This is a genomic window from Nocardioides sp. NPDC059952 (assembly GCF_042730435.1).
In the GTDB taxonomy this organism is placed as follows: Bacteria; Actinomycetota; Actinomycetes; order Propionibacteriales; family Nocardioidaceae; genus Nocardioides.
Window position 1 is genome coordinate 17977 of the sequence record NZ_JBHWLY010000036.1, and the last position, 18252, is coordinate 36228.

The following is an 18252-nucleotide window of genomic DNA, read 5'->3' on the forward strand; positions in this document are numbered from 1 at the left end:
AAGAAGGAAGTTGCCCGCTCGGGCCAGGCGCGGGGAAGCTGGGAAACGGTTGTGGTAACGAGGGGCTCGTCCCTGGGCCGTACGGGAACGATGAGCTCTGCCCTGGAGTGAAAGGACTTGGCCCCCACGGCCCGGGTGCCATCCGCCGGGCACTTTGCTCGTCGGCCTCCTCATAGTCAGCCGCCTTGCCCTTCAAGAACGTGGCTAGCGTATCGAGGCCGTCGCCGAGGGCGACGTGAGCGTTCCCGACCTGCTCCATCACAGCGGTAAGCCAGCCAGCCAACTCGACGTGGCCGAGAACGTCCGGCGAGAGCTGTGAATCCGGGACGCGAGACGTCCCGAGGTCGCCCTTCAGCGTGTCGTACTTGCCTGCAGTCCGTCGCAAGTCGTCGACGGTAACTTCGTAGCCGCTCACAGCGTCCTCCGATCAGGTTGATACCTGTCTTCTACCCGCACTTCTGAACTTCAAACATTCAAAGCACGAGAATCTCGAGAACGACGCAGCTCAGTGAGCCAGACCGAGACAAACCCACGAAGACGATTGTAAGGTGACGCGAGCCAACCGTCTCGGATTGAAGGACTCCAGTCATGTTCCGTCGCACCGCCCCTGCCTGTTTCTTCGCAGCGATCCTCGCGCTTGGCCTCTCCGGCTGCGGTGACGTCACGGTGTCCCAGGAGAAGGTCGAGAAGACTGTTTCCGACCAACTCGAGGCTCAGGTAGGACAGAGGCCCGACAAGATCGAATGCCCAGGTGACCTTTCTGGCAAGGTCGGCGAGACGATGAAGTGCATACTCACGGCAGGAGCGGACCAGCTCGGCGTGACCGTGAAGGTGACAGAGGTCGACGGCACTGATGTCAAGTTCGACATTCAGGTCGATGGACAGTAGACGGTCTCAAGGACGGGTCCGAGGCACCGAGTAACGCCTCGGACCAAACGGCACGAAATCCATCAGGCCTTGCCCTTCCCAGAGCCGTCGCCCTGCGAGTCATTGGGAACCCAGCCGCGCGAGGCGTTGGGATCCAGGACGTCGCTTGCGGTCTCGGTCCAGTCGTCGGTGTAGTCGGCTTCCCACTCCTGATTCTGGGTGCCGTTCTGGTCCCGCTTCTTGGCACCGCGGCCACCCGCTCCACCGGCTCCGCCGCGGCCACCAGCACCGCCCCGGCCGGCGCCACGTCCGCCAGCACCGGTGCCGCGCGCTCCGGCTCCCGTGCCACGGGCACTTGCACCGCGACCTCCAGCACCTGCTCCCGCGCGGGTACCGGCTGTGCCGGCTTTTGCGGCTGCGGAGCGGGCAGCGGCAGACCTGGACGCAGCGCCGGCAGTTGCTGCCTTCGCAGACGCACCAGCGGAGAGCTTGCTGGCGATCGCCTTGGCCACTCCAGCACCGAGCAGGGCACCGCCGCCGGCGATCGCGAGGGCGGACATTCCACCTGTACCGCCAGCCAGCGGCGCAAGGCCATCAGCGGTCTCGACCATCGCGTAGGAGGTCGCGGGAGCAGGGGTGCCGTCGGCGTTGATCCACTCGGTGCCGTTCCACTCTGGCTTGTTCTCGGCCTTGTGCGCCTCGATGTTGGCCTTCTCCTGAGCGATCAGTTCGTGGCCCCAGCCATCGGAGTAGAGGGTGCCGGAGTTGTACTTCGCCATGCGGGCCTCTGCGGCCGCTACCTGACTCGCCGACCCGGGAGTACCCGAACTGCCTGCAGGAACCGGATCAGAACCGCTGCCATCGTCATAGACAGCCCGGACCTTCGGCTCAGCATCGTCAACCGAAGTGTCGACGTCCTGCACCTGCTGCGAAGCGGCCCGCTCCGCATCGGCGATCGCGGCCTCCCGCGCGGCGTGGGCGGCACGATCAGCCTGGAGGGCCTTCTGGTTCTCCGTCGCCTGAGCTGCGTCTACTCCTGTCCCAGACTGGGCGTACTTCGGATCGGATGCATTCGGCGCGGCACCATGGGTCGCAGGCAGGGTTGCCTCGAGCCTGGCGTACTCGCGCATCGCAGTGGTGATCTTTGCTCGTACGTCCTGCATCGCCTCGACGGCTGCTTTGATCACTTCGCTCTTGTCGGTCGTCTTGTTGCCCGAAGCCTCCATGTTGCGACGAGCGGCTTGACCGGACATCGACGCCGCCGAGAAGCCGTCCTCTGCAGCCTTCCCGCTCTGGACGAGCACCGATCCAGACGTGCGGAACTGGCGCTCCGCCTCTCTCCAACTATCGATCAGCATGTCGATCGTGGACGGGTCCGCTCCGGAGACGTAGGTCCGAAGACGTTCCATCCATGGGCCTCGTGTTGACACGCGCTTTCCTCCCCGAGCGTTCGAGACAAGGGGTCCGATCGCCCCGCGATCCCATTAGACAACACATCCGACCAGGTCGTCACCGTCGTTCATCAGTTGCCCTAGAGTGCGGTCACATGAGGACGTCTCGGGCGATCGCGATCGCCGCTCTGACCCTGGTCTCCGCGACTGGTATCGCCGGGTGTGGAAATGACACGCCCACCACAGAGCCGACCACTGACGTATCGGCATCGGCGACGGCAGAGCCGTCCGGGTCTAGCAGTCCAGAGGTTCCGGCTGATTGGCAGGTCGCATCGGTAGAGGTAGCGCAGCTTCAGGTTCCCGCGAACTGGAACATCAGGTCCAGCGGTGATCTTTCGGTGAGCATGCGTGCGCCGGAGGACGCCATCGGCATCTCGCCTGGCGCAGCAATCTTCCAGGGCGGTGTACATGCGGGCGAAGGAGACGGCGAAGCGGCTGTTGACGCCCTTGCGGCCCTTGAGGAGAAAGCTCTGGCAGATGACGTTCAGAATCTGAAGCGCCTGCCGAATGAGACGATCAATGGGTCGACCTTCTATCACTTCCAAGGCGACACCGGACACGAGTGGGAGGACCACTACGGGACAGTGGTTCCCGGCGGCGATCACAGCGTGACAGTCACCTGGCGATTCACGAAGTCGGACATCGACCGCAAGGGCGCCGAGGCTCTGATCGCCGAGGTCATGCCGACGTACAAGGCTCTTTGATCCTGACTAAGCTCGTCAGATCATCGGGATCTTGCCGCCGATACCCTTGCTGAAGATCACGAGTGGGTTGCTCATCACGGCGAGGGCCTCGGCCATCTTCTTTGCGACGATCGCTGCGCCCTCGTCAGTCGCAGCAATGTCGTGGATAGCATCGTCAACGGCGCTGGCGTACTTCTCCAGGCCCTCAACGGTCTCCTTCTTCGCCTTACCGATGTTCTCGTGACCCTTGATCACCGCGTTGGCGAGCCACTCGCCCTTGGCTGAACCACCGAACGCGCTCGCTGCCGGGGCACGTCCGAGGTCGAGGCTATGAACCAGACCCTTCTGTTCCTCGAGGTCCCGGTGGACCTTGTTCAGATTGTCGTAGTCAACGGTGAGCTCGTCGCCGTCACCCATGGTCCGCCCTCCCGAGGCTTCCGATCGCACCCCCGGCGGGTGCCTCAGTAGGAGTAGTACACCACGCCTCACAGGGCGACGGGGAGGGATGCGTAGCCGCGGAGGATGCGGGTGGGGTGGCGTACGGCTTCGCCTTCGACATGCAGGTCGGGATAACGCTCGAACAAGAGACGGAGGCCCACGCGGGTCTCCAGGCGAGCGAGGCTGGCGCCGAGGCAGAAGTGGGCGCCGGCGGAGAAGGAGAGGTGCTGGTCGGCGTTGGCCCGCGTGATGTCGTACGTGTCGGGGTCCTCGAACACCGAAGGATCCCGGTTGGCGCCGCCGAGGACCACGGCTACAGCAGTGCCTCTCGCGACATCGACACCACCGACGCGAGTCGCCGCGTAGGCCTCGCGGACGGTGGCCATGACGGGCGGGTCCCAGCGCAGGGTCTCTTCGATGACACCGTCGACCAGGGACGGATCAGCGAGCAGGAGCGCGCGCTGGGCAGGATGCGCGTCGAGAGCGGCGACCGCGTTGCCGAGCAGGTTGACGGTGGTCTCGAAACCGGCCGCCAGCAACAACAGCCCGAGGGCGTGGAGCTCGATGTCGTCGAGGTCGCCGGCGATCACCAGGGCGCTGAGGAGGTCGTCGCCGGGGTCGGAGCGGAGGCGGCGTACGTGGTCCTCGAACCAGTGGTGCAGGGACCGCATCGCGGACTCGACCTGGGAGTAGTCCCGCCACGACAGCCCCGGATCGAGGATGGCGGCGGCCTGGTCACCCCAACGAAGGATGTCGGCACGATCCGCGGCAGGGACCCCCAACAGCTCGGCGATGACGGCGATCGGGAGCTTCGCGGCGTACTCCTCGATGATGTCGACCCGCCCCTCGCGCGGGTCGATCTCGTCGAGCAGGTCGCCGGCGACCGCGGTGACCATCTCGGCCATCGAGCTGATCCGGCGGGCGGTGAACGCCTTCGAGACGTGCTTGCGGTAGCGGGTGTGCAGGGGCGGGTCGACGGCGAGCATCGACGGCGGGTCGACCGGGCCCAGGGCGTCGGGCGCGCTCACCTTGCCGAGCAGCCAGCGCAGCGGCACGGGCAGCTCGCCCTGACCGTCACCGACGCCGAAGTCGCTGCTGCGCAGGATCTCGTTGGCGGCGGCGTACGAGACCGTGCCGGCCATGAACGGGTTCATGTGGATCGGGCCGCGCGCCCGCAGGCGCCGGTAGTCCGGCACCTCCTGCGACCACATCAGCTCGGCGAGCGGGTCGCCGCGCCTCGACGCGAAGCTCAGCACCGCGCGATTGATGCCCTGGGAGAGGGCCCAGCGGGCGTACGACCTCGGCAGCTCACGCCGACGCATCGGCCAGCTCCTCGCTGAACTCGTGGGTGCCGATCCGGCCCATGAGCGGCACGAGGTCGGCCAGCAGGTCGGCGAAGGTCGCCTCGTAGTCCTCCTGCGAGAGCGCCGGGTCGAGCTGCGCCTGGAAGCGGATCCGCCACCGGTGGCGCAGGGCCTGGGCCAGCCTCTCGGGAGTGCCGAACGCCTCGGCATAGGCCGGTGACCAGGGCAGCCGGCGGGCGAACCCGGCGCGCAGCTCCGCCTCCGCCTCGTTCAGCAGCCGGTAGCGCTCATGGGTCTGGCTCCACGTCATCGTCCTCACCGTCTCCGTTGTCGTCGGGATGGGACCGACGCTACGGACCGACCACGCCCGGACGCATCGGACGCTGGCAGGCACCTGTGTTCCTACCCTGGTAGGAGGCCGGCCGCCTGCCACGGTCGGATGCGACCCGGGTCACGCCTTCCTAGACTGAAGGGCATGAGTGTCCAGAGCCTCGCTCGCGATGTGCGTGACTTCCTGGACCGTCGCGTACGCAGTAAGGACCTCGACATCCCCTGGTGGGCGCCGCTGCTGTCCGCCGCCGCGCTCGTCGGAGTGGTCACGGTGGCGGTGCTCCAGCGCGAGGCCTCGGGACCGATGGTCCTGGCCGGCCTGGTCATCGTGGTCCCGTCGCTGAGCATCTTCTTCGTCCCGACCTCGGGTGAGTGGCTCAAGCACAACATGTGGGTCGTCGACGCGGTGCCGACGCTGGCCGGATCCGCGTGGCTGATGTCGCAGCCGGCGAGCTCGTTCTGGCCGCAGCACGACTTCGCGCCGGCCGTGCTGGTCCCGCTCACCCTCGAGATGGTCATCCGCGAAGGTCTCCGCACCGGGACCATCTACGGGATCGCGTCGGGGGTCGTGATGTGGGTCTTCGCCGCGGATACGCCGAGCGGGGTCGGGGTCCACTTCCTGCTGCTCTTCGTCGGCTGGGTGTGCGGGCTGATGATGCTCGCTCAGATGCGCGCGCTGCGCGCCGAGCGGCTCGCCCGGTCGCAGGAGCACGCCCGCGCGACCGAGGCCGAGCGCACCCGGATCGCTCGCGAGATCCACGACCTGGTCGGCCACTCGCTCTCGATCACGCTGCTGCACCTGACCGCGGCGCGGCGCTCGGTCGCCGAGGGCGACGACCCCGACGAGGCCGTGTCCGCGCTCACCGAGGCGGAGGCGGTCGGGCGCCGGGCGATGGCCGAGATCCGTCGCACGATGGGTGTGCTGTCGACCTCCGGCGCCGGGACGGCGCCGCTCCCCGGAGCCGCGGACGTGGTCCGGCTCGTGGAGGAGGGCCGCAGCGCGGGGCAGTCGATCACCTTCTCGTCGTCCGGGGATCTCTCCCGCATCGACGCCGGAGTCGGGCTCGGCATCTACCGGATCCTGCAGGAGTCGCTGGCCAACGCCATCCGGCATGCTCCCGGGGCGCCGGTCTCGGTCTCGTTGGCGGTCGCCGACGGCGTACGCCTCTCCGTGCAGAACCCGCTCGTCGGCAGCCGGCGAGGGGTCGGCGAGGGGTCCGGGCTGGCCGGCATGGCCGCCCGGGCCGAGCAGCTCCGCGGTCGGCTGTCCGCGGGAGCCGAGGAGTCGATGTGGAAGGTTGACCTGGTGATCCCACCGCACTGTCTCGTACGCAGGGCCCTGGCATGACGCCGGTCAACCCCGCCGCCAGTAGCACAGCGTCGCCGATCCGGGTGATCGTGGTCGACGACCAGGAGCTCGTACGCAGCGGCCTGCGCCGCATCCTGCGACGGCGCGACGGGCTGGAGATCGTCGCCGAGTGCGCCGACGGCTCCGAGGTCGTCGCGGCACTCGAGGCCAACCCTGCCGACGTCGTGGTCATGGACCTGCGGATGCGGCAGGTCGACGGGATCACCGCGACCGGTCTCCTGCGGGCACTCCCGGACGCACCGCCGGTGCTGGTGCTGACCACGTTCGACGAGGACGAGCTCGTCTCCGGCGCCCTCCGCGCCGGGGCCGCCGGCTTCATGCTCAAGGACTCGCCCGCCGAGGAGCTGGTCATGGCCGTACGCTCGGTCGCTCTCGGCGACGCCTGGCTCGACCCCGCCATCACCGGCCGCGTCCTGGCCACCTACCGCTCCGCCGTCGAGCCGGTCGCGTCGAGCGCCGTCGAGGTCTCCGAGCTCACCGACCGCGAGCTCGAGGTCCTCCGCGGTCTCGCCTCCGGCTGGACCAACTCCGAGATCGCCGAACGTCTGGTCATCTCCGAGCTCACCGTCAAGTCCCACATCGGCCGGATCTTCGCCAAGCTCGACCTCCGCGACCGCGCCGCCGCCATCGTCTTCGCGTACGACCACGGCATCGTCCGGCCAGCGATCTGAGGGATGTGTTCCTTCGTCAAGGTATGCAGCCGGGGGAACACATCCCGCGCGGAGGTCCGCTAGGGATGTGGCCTTTGGTCTGCATACCTTGACGAAGGAACAAGCCGACGCGCCCTACGTCGTCGTCGCCAGCACCAACGGACTCACCGAGCCGGCGCCGGCGTCGAGGAGGGCCCGGGCGGCGAGGGTGACGGTCCAGCCGGTCGCGATGCGGTCGTCGATGAGGAGTACGTCGGCACCGGCCGGGACGTCGGCGTGGAGCGAGAAACGGCGGCCGATGGCGGCGACGCGCTGGGCGGAGTTGGAGGCGCCCTGGCCGGGGCCGACGTCGGGGTCGACGATGGCCCACGAGCCGAGGACGGGGACGCGGAGATAGCGCGAGAGGCCTTCGGCGAAGTCGCGGGTGAGGGTGGGGCGGGTGGCGGACTCGACGTAGACGATGCCACCGACCCGGGGCTGCCAGTCAGCCAGGACCTCGACCACCGCCCGCACGAGCGGCACCGGAACCGGGCCGTCCTGGGCGGGTTCGCGGAAGAGGTCGCGCAGCGCCTGGCCGTAGCCGAGGTCGGTCAGCCGCGCGACCGCGCGCCCCTCGAGCGGGCCGTCCTTGATCTTGCCCTTCAGTGAGATGCCGAGCCGGTCGAGGCCGGTGGGCCACATCTTCTTCGGCTCCACGACCACCCCGGGACGAGACAACCGCGCCGAGGCCTCTTCGACCGCACCCTCGGAGACCGACGACGTCACCGCGAAGCCACCGCAGTTGTCGCACCGACCGCAGTCCACGGCACCGGGATCGTCGAGCTGCTCGCGCAGGAACCGCATCCGGCACTGGTCGGTCGAGATGTAGGAGAGCATCGCGTCCTGCTCCCGGCGCCTGGCCTCGGCGACCCGCTCATACCTCTCCGCGTCGTAGTCCCACGGGACACCGGTCGCCTCCCAGCCACCGCCGACCCGGCGGGCGGCGCCGTCGACGTCGAGCACCTTGAGCATCTGCTCCAGGCGTGACCGCGACAGGTCGACGTACGTCTCCAACGCCTGTGTCGACAGCGCCCGGCCCGCCTCCGACAGGACCCCGAGGGTCTGGCGCACCTGCTCCTCACGCGGGAAGGCGAGGGAGGCGAAGTAGGCCCAGATGTCGCGGTCCTCGATGCCGGGAAGCAGCACGACGGAGGCGTCGGAGGTGCCACGCCCGGCACGCCCGACCTGCTGGTAGTAGGAGACCGGCGAGGAGGGCGCGCCCATGTTGACCACGAACCCGAGCGTCGCGTCGAAGCCCATCCCGAGCGCCGAGGTCGCCACCAGCGCCTTGACCTTCCCCGCGGCCAGGGACTCCTCCAGGTCGGCCCGCTCGGCCGCCTCCGTGCGTCCCGAGTAGGCGGCCACGTCGTGACCGCGCGAGCGCAGATAGTCGGCGATCTCCTCGGTCGCGGCCACGGTCAGGCAGTACACGATGCCCGAGCCGGGCTGCTCGGAAAGGTGGTCGGAGAGCCAGGCGAGCCGCTGCTCGGGGGTCTTCAGCGTGACCACCCCGAGCCGCAGCGACTCCCGGTCCAGCGATCCACGCAGCACCAGAACCCCCGAACCCATCTGCTCGGCGACGTCCGCGGTCACCCGAGAGTTGGCGGTCGCGGTCGTCGCGAGCACCGGGATCCCGTCGGGAAGATCGGCCAGCAGCGTACGGATCCGGCGGTAGTCGGGCCGGAAGTCGTGCCCCCAGTCGGAGATGCAGTGGGCCTCGTCGACCACCAGCAGGCCACACTCGGCAGCCAACCGGGGCAGCACCGCGTCGCGGAACTTCGGGTTGTTGAGCCGCTCGGGGGAGACCAGCAGGACATCCACCTCACCGGCATGGATGGCCTCCTCGATCGAGATCCAGTCCTCCGGGTTGGTCGAGTTGATCGTCACCGCCCTGATCCCGGCCCGCTGGGCAGCCGCGATCTGGTTGCGCATCAGCGCGAGCAGCGGCGAGACGATCACCGTCGGCCCGAGGCCCGCCTCGCGGAGCAGCAGCGTCGCCACGAAGTAGACCGCCGACTTCCCCCACCCGGTCTTCTGCACGACCAGCGCCCGGCGACGCTCGACGGCGAGCGCCGAGATCGCCGACCACTGGTCCTCGCGCAGCGTCGCGTCGTCGCGGCCCACCAGGGCACGCAGATGTGCCTCAGCACGAGAACGTACGTCGCCAGCCGGATCCGTCATGACCACATGTCTATCAGTCACCTCCGACAGAGCCGCCCAGCTCCAGCCGCGGCCAGTCGGCCAGGTCACCGAGCATCTGCCGGTCATGAGTGGCGACGACCACGGCCGCCGAGGTGGCCCGCAGCGCCGCCGTCAGTTCGTCCACCAGCCCTGCCGAGAGATGGTTGGTCGGCTCGTCCAGGATCAGCAGATGCGGGAGCGAGGCGAGCCGCATCGCCAGCTCGAGCCGCCGCTGCTGCCCCTGGGACAACCGCGAAGCAGGCGTACGCCGCGCCTCCGCGTCCACCAGCCCGGTCGACCGGAGCGAGGGGATCGCCCGCTCCGGCACCATCCCGGCGGTGACCAGCTGTCCACAGTGCCCGGCGTAGACCTCCGCCGCCGTCAGACCCGGCGCCCACTCGGGCTCCTCCTGACCGACGAGCGCGACCCGCACCCCCGACGAGGTCCGGACCGACCCCGCGGCAGGCACGAGCAACCCGCCCAGTACCTGCAGCAACGTCGACTTGCCGGCACCGTTCGGCCCGGTGACCAGCAGCCGGTCACCAGCAGCGATCTCCAGGGAAACGGGTGCTCCCAGACGATCCGGCTCCGACACCTCGTCACACCGCAGCAGCGTGCCGGCCCCCGGTGAGAGCGTCGGGAAGCCGAGGGACATCGGCGGCTCCGGCACAGAGATGCGGTACGCCTCGAGTGCCGCGAGGTCACGGTTGAAGGAGCGCACCACGCCGGGTGCCCGGGTCTGTCGCTGATGTTTGCCGGTGCCCTTCGGCGGGCGCCAGCCGGTGCTCAGCCGGTCCCGCGCCGCCGAGACCGAGTCCTGCAGCCGCCGATGCTCCTCCTGCTGAGCCGCGTAGTCCTGCTCCCAGCGTTCCCGGTCGCGGCGCCGGCCCTCCTGCCAGCCCTGATATCCCCCGGCGTACGTCCGTGCCCGGCCGTCCTCGCTCGGATCCAGGTCGAGGAACTCCTCGCCGACCTCGCGCAGCAGCGCGCGGTCGTGAGAGACGAGCACGACCCCGCCGGCGTGGGTACGGACCTGCTCGGTCAGGAACGCCAGCCCCGACGCGTCGAGATGGTTGGTCGGCTCGTCGAGCACGAGGAGGTCGTGGTGCGCCCCGAGCAGACAGGCCAGCCGCACCCGGTAGCGCTGGCCGACCGACAACGTCACCAGCTCGCGTTCAGGGTCGGTGCACGCGCCCAGCGCTTCGAGAGCAATCTGCACCCGGCGCTCGGCGTCCCAGGCGTCCAGCGTGGTCGCGCGCTCCAGCGCGGCGGCGTACGTCCCGTCCGAGTCCGTCGGATCCGACGACAGCGCCACGGCAGCCTCGTCGAGCGCCCGGAGCGCGTCGTGGGACTCCGCCAGTGCGGCGGAGGTGAGGGTGCCGACGGTGTCCCCAGGACGTACGTCCAGGGCTTGCCGTGCGATCCCGAGACTTCCGTGCCGCTGAACGCGCCCGGAGTCGGGTTCGAGCAGCCCGGCGAGGACATGGAGCAGCGTGGTCTTGCCCCGGCCGTTCTCGCCGACGATGGCCAACCGGGACCGGTGGGCGGCGGAGACGGTCAGGGAGACGCCGCTCAGGACGGGGCGACCGCCCCGGGTGACGGAGATGTCCTCGGCGCGCAGGTGGGCAGAGGTGTGGTGGGTCTGTACAGACACGACAGTGAACTTCCAGCTCGCATACGGGAGCCGGGAGCGCGATGGCAGCTACCCGGCAGATGGCCGGACAGCGGCGGGAGTATGCCTCGAAGCGCCGCCGTCAGGCGACGGGACGCAGGCGCATGTAGGCGATACCGGAGTACATGCCTCCAGGGTAGACAGCGACCACCCGTCCACGCGAACCGTTATTCACCCGAGCGCACAAGACAACACCGAGCCGGTGCTGTTGGTCCTCCCCCACGGGGACCCGCAGAACCGGCCCGGCGTGTCCAGTATGCGTCCTATCGCCGCACCGGCATAACCACACGCCCGAATTCGTACTTTAGTTACCCAAAGCGGTCGACGGCGCCGTCTCCGGTAGGAAACGACGCCGTCGAGCCACTCTGTTGTCAGTGTGGCGAGATCAGCTCACGGAGACCGCGGTCCACGTCGCCTCGACGGCCGCGACCTCGGGGCTGGAGGCACCGTAGAGGTCCGAGGCCGCCTGCACCGTCGCGTCGCGCGCGCCGGCGTAGTCGGTGGTCGAGGTGAAGTAGGTCGAGTTGGCACGGAACCAGATCTGCTCCGCCTTGTCGCGACCGATCCCGGCGATGGTCGAGCCGTCACAGGTCGTGCTCGAGTGCTCGACCCCACCGATCGTCTTCGAACCGGAACCCTCGGAGAGCAGGTAGAAGAAGTGGTTGCCGACACCGCTGGAGTAGTGGACGTCGAGGTCACCGGTCGAGGACGACCAGCAGTTGACCGAGTTGCCGTCGAAGGACGGGTTGTCCATCCGACGCAGCGGGTCGCCGCCGTCGAGGATGAAGGACTCACCGATCAGGTAGTCGCCCTGGTCCTCGGCGCTGTCCGCGTAGAACTCGACCGCCGTCCCGAAGATGTCCGAGGTGGACTCGTTGAGCCCACCGGACTCACCGGAGTACTCCAGGCCGGAGGTGTTCTCGGTGACGCCGTGCGTCATCTCGTGGCCCGCGACGTCCAGCGAGACGAGCGGCCCGTAGCCGACACCGTCGCCGTCGCCGTACGTCATCTTCTCGCCGTCCCAGAAGGCGTTGACGTAGTCGTTGCCGTAGTGGACCCGGTTGTAGGAGCCCGAGCCGTCGCCGAAGATGCCGTCGCGGGCGTGGACGTTCTTGAAGTAGTCCCAGGTGACGTTGGTGCCGTACTGCGCATCGGCCGCCGCGGTCGCCCGGTCGTCGTTGGAACCGTTGCCGAAGGTCGTGGTCGGGCTCGTGACCACCGTCCCGGCCGCGCACCCGAACCCGAGGAGCTGGCACAGCAGGCTGTCCTCGGCGTTGTTCATGTCGGTCGTGTAGGTGCCGCCACGGGTCTCGTCGCGCAGCTCGTACTTCGAGCCGTTCTGCTTCACCTGCAGCGGGACGGTGCCGGAGTAGAGGGTGTTGCCCTCGCCGTCGATGGTGTGGATGCCCTCGACCCGGCGCAGCACCTTGCCGCTGTCCGCGTCGACGTACGTCGCGAGGCGGGACGGCGTGCCGTCGGCCTGCTTGCCCTTCGTGGTCACCCGCCACGCCAGCGTCGGCGAGCCCTCGACCGCGTCGACGACCAGCTCGGGAGCGTACTTCTTGTCGGTCTTGAGGCCCGTGATCGTCTTGGTGACGGCGTCCAGGGTCAGCGCGGCCTTCGTGGCCGCGGCCTCGGTGATGGCCGGCTTCACCGAGAGGTCGAGGACCTTGGTCAGCCCCTGGGAGACGGAGGTCAGGGTGCCGGACCTGCTCTGGTGGGCGACCAGGTCGCCGCCGACGACCTCGAGGCCCTCGTACGTCCGGTTCATCCGCACGTGGGTGGCTCCGTTGGTGTCCTTCAGGGTCACCACGGGCTCGAGCTCCTGGCCCGCGCCGACCTTCCAGGTCGACGGCTTGCTCGTCAGGGCGTTGATGGCCTTGTCCGCGATCGACTCGTCGTCGATCACCTTCTGGGCGGCCAGGGTCTCCGGCGTGATGGTGGAGGCGGAGTCGGCAGGGGTGGCGCCGGCTGGACTTCCGAAGGAGGCGATGAAGGCAGTTCCTGCAACGGCGACGGCGGTGGTGGCACCGGCCGCTCGAACGAATCTACGCATGGGGGTACTCCTCGAGATAAGGACCAGGATCGCCCCGGATCCTGCCACCCGATTCAGGTCCCCGACCGAACAATTTCCTGCAATGCAGCTTTATGAACAGGTCGTCCCGCGTAACTCGTTTACGTTGTTATCAAAGATTAACCAAACGCACCCGGGGGCATATCACCAGATGCGCACCCGGTCCTCCGGATCGAGCCACAGTCCGTCGCCCTGTGCAGTGCCGAAAACCTCGTGGAACTCGTCCAGGTTCCGCGCGATGTTGGCACGGAACTCCGGCGGGCTGTGCGGGTCGATCGTGAGGTACTGCTGCGCCTGCTCCTTGCGTCGCACCGTACGCCACACGTAGGCCCAGTTGAGGAAGAGCCGCTGCCGGTCGCCGACGCCCGCGGAACCGCCGGTCGCGAGCATGTAGGCGGTGTGCGCGATCGTCAGGCCACCCAGGTCACCGATGTTCTCGCCGACGGTCAGCGCGCCGTTGACGAACTCGCCCGGCAGGTCCCGCGGCGACAGCTTCGAGTACTGCTCGATGAGCGCCTTCGTCTTCACCTCGAAGGCCGCCTTGTCCTCCGGCGACCACCAGTCCTGCATGTTGCCGTCGCCGTCGAACTGGGCACCCTGGTCATCGAAGCCGTGCCCGACCTCGTGGCCGATGACCGCACCGATGCCGCCGTAGTTCTCCGCCGGGTGGGCGTCCTTGTCGAAGAAGGGACGCTGCAGGATGCCGGCCGGGAAGCAGATCTCGTTGGTGCCGGGGTTGTAGTAGGCGTTGACCGTCTGCGGCAGCATGAACCACTCGTCGCGGTCCACCGGTCCGCCGAGCTTGCCGAGCTGCCGGTCGGTCTCGAAGACGCTCGCCGCGGAGACGTTGCCGATCAGGTCGTCCTTGCTGATCTGCAGCGCCGAATAGTCCCGCCACCTCGACGGGTAGCCGATCTTCGGCGTGAACTTGTCGAGCTTCTCGTAGGCCTTCTCCTTGGTCTCCTCACCCATCCAGTCGAGCTCGGAGATCGACTTGCGGTAGGCCTCCAGGAGGTTGCGGACCAGCTCGTCCATCTGCGCCTTCGCCTCGGGCGGGAAGTGGCGCGCGGCGTACTCCTTGCCGACCGCCTCCCCGATCGCACCCTCGACGATCGCGACCCCGCGCTTCCAGCGTTCGCGCAGCTCAGGGGTGCCGTTGAGGGTGCGGCCGTAGAAGTCGAAGTTGGTCTCGACGAAGTCGTCGGTCAGGTAGGGCGCCGCCCAGCGCAGCACGTGGAAGTAGAGCCACGACTTCCAGTCGTCGATGTCGACCTCGCCGAGCACGGTCGAGAGGTGGGCGAAGAACGACGGCTGCCGCACGACCACCTCACCGAGCACCGCCTCGGTGGTCAGCTTCGAGCCGGAGAGGTTGCGGACGTACGCATCCCAGTTGAAGTTGGGGGCCAGCTCGCGCAGCTCGGCGAGGGTCAGCAGGTTGTAGGTCTTCTGCTTGTCACGGGTCTCCTCGCGCGCCCAGTGGCCCTCGGCCAGGCGGGTGTCGATCCGGATGATCGTCTCGGCGGCCGCACGCGGGTCGGGGTGCTCGGCGAGCTCGTAGAGGCGGGTCAGGTAGTCGGCGTACTTCGCCAGCACATCGGCGAACTTCTCGTCGAAGTAGTAGTCCTTGTCGGGCAGCCCGAGGCCGCCCTGGAGCAGGTTGAAGATGTAGCGGTCGGAGGCCTTGTCGTCGTTGTCGACGTAGGAACCGAACAGCCCGTGACCGCCGATCCGCTCGACCTCGCCCAGGAACGCCGCCAGGTCGTCCGCGTCGCGGAGCCCGTCCACGGCAGCCCTCAGACCATCAAGAGGACGTACGCCGCGCGCGGCCACCCCCTCCTCGTCCATGAAGCTCGCGAAGAGGTCACCGATCTTCTGGGCGTCGCTGCCCGGCTCGCCGCCGGATGCCGCGAGCTCCTCGATGATCGCGCGCACGTCCTTCTCGGCCTGGTCGGCGAGCATCACGAACGGCCCCCAGCTGGACCGGTCGGACGGAATCTCGACCTCCCGGAGCCAGGTGCCGTTGACGAACCCGAACAGGTCGTCCTGCGGCCGAATGCTGTCGTCCATGCCCGGGCGGGCGTCATCGAGGATCGTCACGCCCCCAGCGTAGATGCGGGGTCCCAAGCAGGTCTGCAACAACCCCGCATATGTGGGGTTGTTGCGCTGGATTGGTGAAGATCCGACGCGAGAATCCCGCACGTGCACGGTTCTGTTCGAGGTTGGAACAGGAGTTATCCACAGGGCTGCGGATTGAGGGCGACAGGCGGCACGTCGCGGACGACCGTTGCCTCCATGACAGTTGATCAGGCCTCCGAGGCCCCGTTCGACCCGATGCGGCCGTTCCTGCGTGCATCTGCGGCCGCGACCGGGAGCGTGAAGGAGCTGCGTACGCCTGCCTACAGGCGTCTGCTGCACGGCATCTACGTCTTGGCGACCGTCGAGGTGACACCGACCTTGATCGCTGAGGCCGCGCTGCTGCCGTTCGGGGAGGAGGCATGGGCGAGCCACGCCACCGCCGCCCGCGTGCTGAACCTGCCGATCCCGGCCCTGCCCGGCGAGCACGTCACCGTCGTCGACCGCCGCCGGCGTCGCGGTCGCAAGGACGTGACCTGCCACCTCGGCCGGAAGGGCTGGGTCAACGTGATCTCGGGCGTCCGCGTCTCCGCCCCGCAGCAGGTCTTCGTCGAGCTGGCCACCCAGCTGAGCCTGGTCGACCTGGTGATCGTCGGTGACCACATGGTGCGCAAAGGACTCGTCGACCTCGCGACGCTGCAGAGGTTCTGCGCTGACTCCTCCGGCCCCGGCGCTGTTCTCGCGCGCGTAGCCGCCGGCTACGTACGTGACGGGGTGGACTCTCCGATGGAGACCCGGCTCCGGCTGTTGATCGTCCTCGCCGGGCTTCCTGAACCCGAGGTCAACCTACTGGTCGGCGACGAGGTCGAGCGCCGGAAGTACGACCTCTCCTACCGTCGCTCGAAGACGATCCTCGAATACGACGGCCGCCAGCACGTCGAGCGTGTCGAGCAGTGGGAGGCCGATCTCGAGCGGCGCGAGGCGATCGACGACGACCAGTGGCGCATCATGGTCTTCGTCGCGAAGGACATCTACAGGTCGCCCGGCCGGACCCTGGAGCGGATCCAACGCGCCTTGCTCCTGCGCGGTGAGCCCGGTGTGCCGACGTCACTCACCGACACCTGGCGCGCCCACTTCCCCGGCTGGTCCTGAACAGAGCGCACGCAAGAATCGCGCATGTGCGGGGTTCTCACCCTGTGTGCCACCCCAGCCCCTGCAACTTCCATGCATATGCGGGAAAGTTGCCGGCACCGCACAGGATCAGCCCGGTTTGACGATGCGGTTCATCTCGAAGTGCATGGGGTCGGTCCACTTCCAGTTGCCGCCCCAGGTGAAGCCCCAGCGCTCGAAGATGGCGACGACGGTGCGGTCCATCTCCCCGACGGTGCCGCGCTGGTTGCCGGCGGTGTTGAGGTCGACGGCGGTGCCGAAGGCGTGGTTGGAGAGCTGGGTGGTGTTGGCGATGAAGCGGGGGTAGTAGCAGCCGGCGTACTGCGCGGGGTCGATCGTCTTGGCCAGGCCGCGGTCGACGACCTCCTGCAGCGCGGCGCGCAGCTGCGGGATCATCACCTTGTTGCAGGTCACCGAGCCGAGGATCGGCACCTGGGCGGTCACGATGTGGGAGCTCACCCAGCTCGAGGCGGGGGTGATGGTGCCGTCGCCGTTGGCCCGGTAGGTGTAGTTGCCGACGGCTTCGGCGACGGTGCCGACGACGTACGCCTTCTGGGGAGCGTTGGGGTCGAGACCCGCGCGGGCGACGACGTCGAGGCGCTGGACCGAGGCATCCGAGCCGACGACCTTCTGGATCGGCTTGACGACCCGGTTGGGGGCGATGGCGGCGGTGGAGACGATGAGCGCGTTGCCCTTCTCCATGCCCATCTCCTCGCCCCACTTGTGGTTGACGACAGCGGCGGCGAGGCCCGGCGGCTGGGGAGCGTACGCGCCGACGTGGACCGAGGTCGCATCCTTCTTCGACCCGAGGCGAACGAAGCCGTCCTTGTCGGCCGGGAGGTCCTCCTGGCGCTCGGGGTCGATCGCCACCTCACCACCGGCGACGCGCTGCCAGACCTCGTCGGAATCGGCGCTCTGGAACGGGGCGAAGTTGCGGTAGGTCGACGGGTCGACGGCGACCACCTTCACCAGCCGTCCCTCGACACTGACCTGGGCCATCGAGATCTGCTCGACACCGGAGACGCCGTCGAGTCCCCGGATCTTCTTGACGTCGCCGGAGGAGAGGGTGTCCTCGGAGAGGATCAGCAGGTCGGTGGAGTGCAGCGTGCCCTCGCGCTTGCCGGGGATGTCGACGGCGTGCGACGGGTCGGCGACGGGGCTCTCGTCCTTCGCGGGCCCGCCGCTGGCGCTGGGGCTGCTGCTCGGCGAGCCCGAGCCGGGCTTCGACGGCTCGCCCGCACAGGCTGCCAGGGTCACCACGAGGACCGCGCCGATCGCCGCGGTCGCTCTCAACGAGACCCTTCGCATCCTTTACCTCCCCGCAGGAAGGTTAGGCGAGGGCTGGTGAGCACCCAACTCACGGGTAACTCAGGCGAGGACGCGCGACAGCAGCCAGGCGATGTCGTCGGCGGTCTCGTCGGGCGACTTGGTGGGCTGCATGACGTGGCTGAGCACGACCCTCACGACCGTCTCGATGGCGACATCCGCCTGGTGGTCGCTCAGCCCGTGGTCGAACCTCTCGATGTGCTCGTGGATGATCTCGGTCGCGTAGCCGAGGAGCCCCTCGCTGTGACTGGTCAGATAGGGCAGCAGCTCGGTGTCGGCGCCATGGGTCGCCGAGACCACCGCGTGCAGCAGCTTGTTGTCCTGGGCACGGTCGAGGACGGCGTACGTCGCCTGGCGGATCGCCGGGAGGAAGTCGTCCTCCTGGTCGAAGGCCGCGCTCACGACGGCGAGGAACTGCTCGAGCTCACGCAGGATCAGCGACTTCGCCAGCGCCGGCTTGGCGCCGATGTCGTTGTAGACGGTCTGCCGGCTGACCCCGCACCGCTCAGCGATGCGCGACATCGTCACGCTCGCCCATCCCGTCTCGGTGGTCATCTCGACGGCAGCGTCGAGGATCCGCTGACGAGTGGTCGTCCCAGGTCTGCCGTCCCCCATGGGCGCCAAG

15 protein-coding genes are annotated in these 18252 nt (G+C 68.4%); 5 read left to right on the plus strand and 10 right to left on the minus strand.

The genetic code is table 11. The features are described from left to right. The first annotated feature begins 588 nt into the window (after nucleotides 1-588). Nucleotides 589-888: a DUF4333 domain-containing protein gene (locus tag ACFV9G_RS17215; RefSeq protein ID WP_378728706.1), complete on the plus strand. Its 300-nt coding sequence runs from the start codon at nucleotides 589-591 to the stop codon at nucleotides 886-888. A 62-nt stretch (nucleotides 889-950) separates the two neighbouring features. On the opposite strand, the gene ACFV9G_RS17220 is transcribed toward ACFV9G_RS17215, so the two are convergent. After that, nucleotides 951-2276, minus strand: coding sequence for a hypothetical protein (locus ACFV9G_RS17220; protein ID WP_378728707.1), 1326 nt, complete (start codon nucleotides 2274-2276; stop codon nucleotides 951-953). A 137-nt stretch (nucleotides 2277-2413) separates the two neighbouring features. Here ACFV9G_RS17220 and ACFV9G_RS17225 point away from each other — a divergent pair, with 137 nt between their 5' ends. Beyond that, nucleotides 2414-3022, plus strand: coding sequence for a hypothetical protein (locus ACFV9G_RS17225; protein ID WP_378728708.1), 609 nt, complete (start codon nucleotides 2414-2416; stop codon nucleotides 3020-3022). A gap of 15 nt (nucleotides 3023-3037) precedes the next feature. Here the strand turns inward: ACFV9G_RS17225 and ACFV9G_RS17230 are convergent, their stop codons facing one another. The 3 genes from ACFV9G_RS17230 to ACFV9G_RS17240 all read right to left on the minus strand — a co-directional run bounded on the left by ACFV9G_RS17230 (nucleotide 3038) and on the right by ACFV9G_RS17240 (nucleotide 5053). Next, on the minus strand, nucleotides 3038-3418 hold the full coding sequence (locus tag ACFV9G_RS17230) for a hypothetical protein (protein WP_378728709.1): 381 nt from the start codon (nucleotides 3416-3418) through the stop codon (nucleotides 3038-3040). A 68-nt stretch (nucleotides 3419-3486) separates the two neighbouring features. Then, entirely contained in the window at nucleotides 3487-4761 is a 1275-nt protein-coding gene (locus tag ACFV9G_RS17235; protein ID WP_378728710.1) for a cytochrome P450, read from the minus strand. After that, nucleotides 4748-5053 (minus strand): hypothetical protein, encoded by a 306-nt coding sequence (locus ACFV9G_RS17240; RefSeq protein WP_378728712.1) that lies wholly within the window; start codon nucleotides 5051-5053, stop codon nucleotides 4748-4750. The genes ACFV9G_RS17235 and ACFV9G_RS17240 overlap by 14 nt, the downstream gene beginning before the upstream one ends. A gap of 165 nt (nucleotides 5054-5218) precedes the next feature. On the opposite strand from ACFV9G_RS17240, the gene ACFV9G_RS17245 reads away from it, so the two are divergent. Further along, nucleotides 5219-6421 carry a sensor histidine kinase gene (locus ACFV9G_RS17245; protein WP_378728713.1) on the plus strand — a complete coding sequence of 401 codons (1203 nt, stop codon included), beginning with the start codon at nucleotides 5219-5221 and terminating at the stop codon, nucleotides 6419-6421. Then, entirely contained in the window at nucleotides 6418-7113 is a 696-nt protein-coding gene (locus ACFV9G_RS17250) for a response regulator (RefSeq protein ID WP_378728714.1), read from the plus strand. The genes ACFV9G_RS17245 and ACFV9G_RS17250 overlap by 4 nt, the downstream gene beginning before the upstream one ends. Nucleotides 7114-7227: 114 nt before the next feature. On the opposite strand, the gene ACFV9G_RS17255 is transcribed toward ACFV9G_RS17250, so the two are convergent. The 4 genes from ACFV9G_RS17255 to ACFV9G_RS17270 all read right to left on the minus strand — a co-directional run bounded on the left by ACFV9G_RS17255 (nucleotide 7228) and on the right by ACFV9G_RS17270 (nucleotide 15155). After that, the gene (locus ACFV9G_RS17255) at nucleotides 7228-9312 is read right to left on the minus strand and encodes a DEAD/DEAH box helicase (protein WP_378728715.1); all 2085 of its coding nucleotides are present in this window, start codon (nucleotides 9310-9312) and stop codon (nucleotides 7228-7230) included. Between the two features lie 13 nt (nucleotides 9313-9325). Continuing rightward, nucleotides 9326-10966, minus strand: a complete 1641-nt coding sequence (locus tag ACFV9G_RS17260; protein WP_378728716.1) for an ABC-F family ATP-binding cassette domain-containing protein — start codon at nucleotides 10964-10966, stop codon at nucleotides 9326-9328. A gap of 403 nt (nucleotides 10967-11369) precedes the next feature. Then, entirely contained in the window at nucleotides 11370-13040 is a 1671-nt protein-coding gene (locus ACFV9G_RS17265; RefSeq protein ID WP_378728717.1) for a M4 family metallopeptidase, read from the minus strand. Between the two features lie 162 nt (nucleotides 13041-13202). Further along, the gene (locus ACFV9G_RS17270; protein WP_378728718.1) at nucleotides 13203-15155 is read right to left on the minus strand and encodes a M13 family metallopeptidase; all 1953 of its coding nucleotides are present in this window, start codon (nucleotides 15153-15155) and stop codon (nucleotides 13203-13205) included. Nucleotides 15156-15350: 195 nt separating this feature from the next. Between ACFV9G_RS17270 and ACFV9G_RS17275 the strand changes: the two genes are divergently transcribed. Beyond that, the gene (locus ACFV9G_RS17275; protein WP_378728719.1) at nucleotides 15351-16283 is read left to right on the plus strand and encodes a DUF559 domain-containing protein; all 933 of its coding nucleotides are present in this window, start codon (nucleotides 15351-15353) and stop codon (nucleotides 16281-16283) included. Between the two features lie 108 nt (nucleotides 16284-16391). Here ACFV9G_RS17275 and ACFV9G_RS17280 read toward each other — a convergent pair whose 3' ends face one another. Together ACFV9G_RS17280 and ACFV9G_RS17285 are read right to left on the minus strand one after the other, a co-directional pair. Next, entirely contained in the window at nucleotides 16392-17594 is a 1203-nt protein-coding gene (locus tag ACFV9G_RS17280; protein ID WP_378728720.1) for a M15 family metallopeptidase, read from the minus strand. A 75-nt stretch (nucleotides 17595-17669) separates the two neighbouring features. Next, nucleotides 17670-18242 (minus strand): TetR family transcriptional regulator, encoded by a 573-nt coding sequence (locus tag ACFV9G_RS17285; RefSeq protein ID WP_378728721.1) that lies wholly within the window; start codon nucleotides 18240-18242, stop codon nucleotides 17670-17672. Nucleotides 18243-18252: the final 10 nt, after the last annotated feature.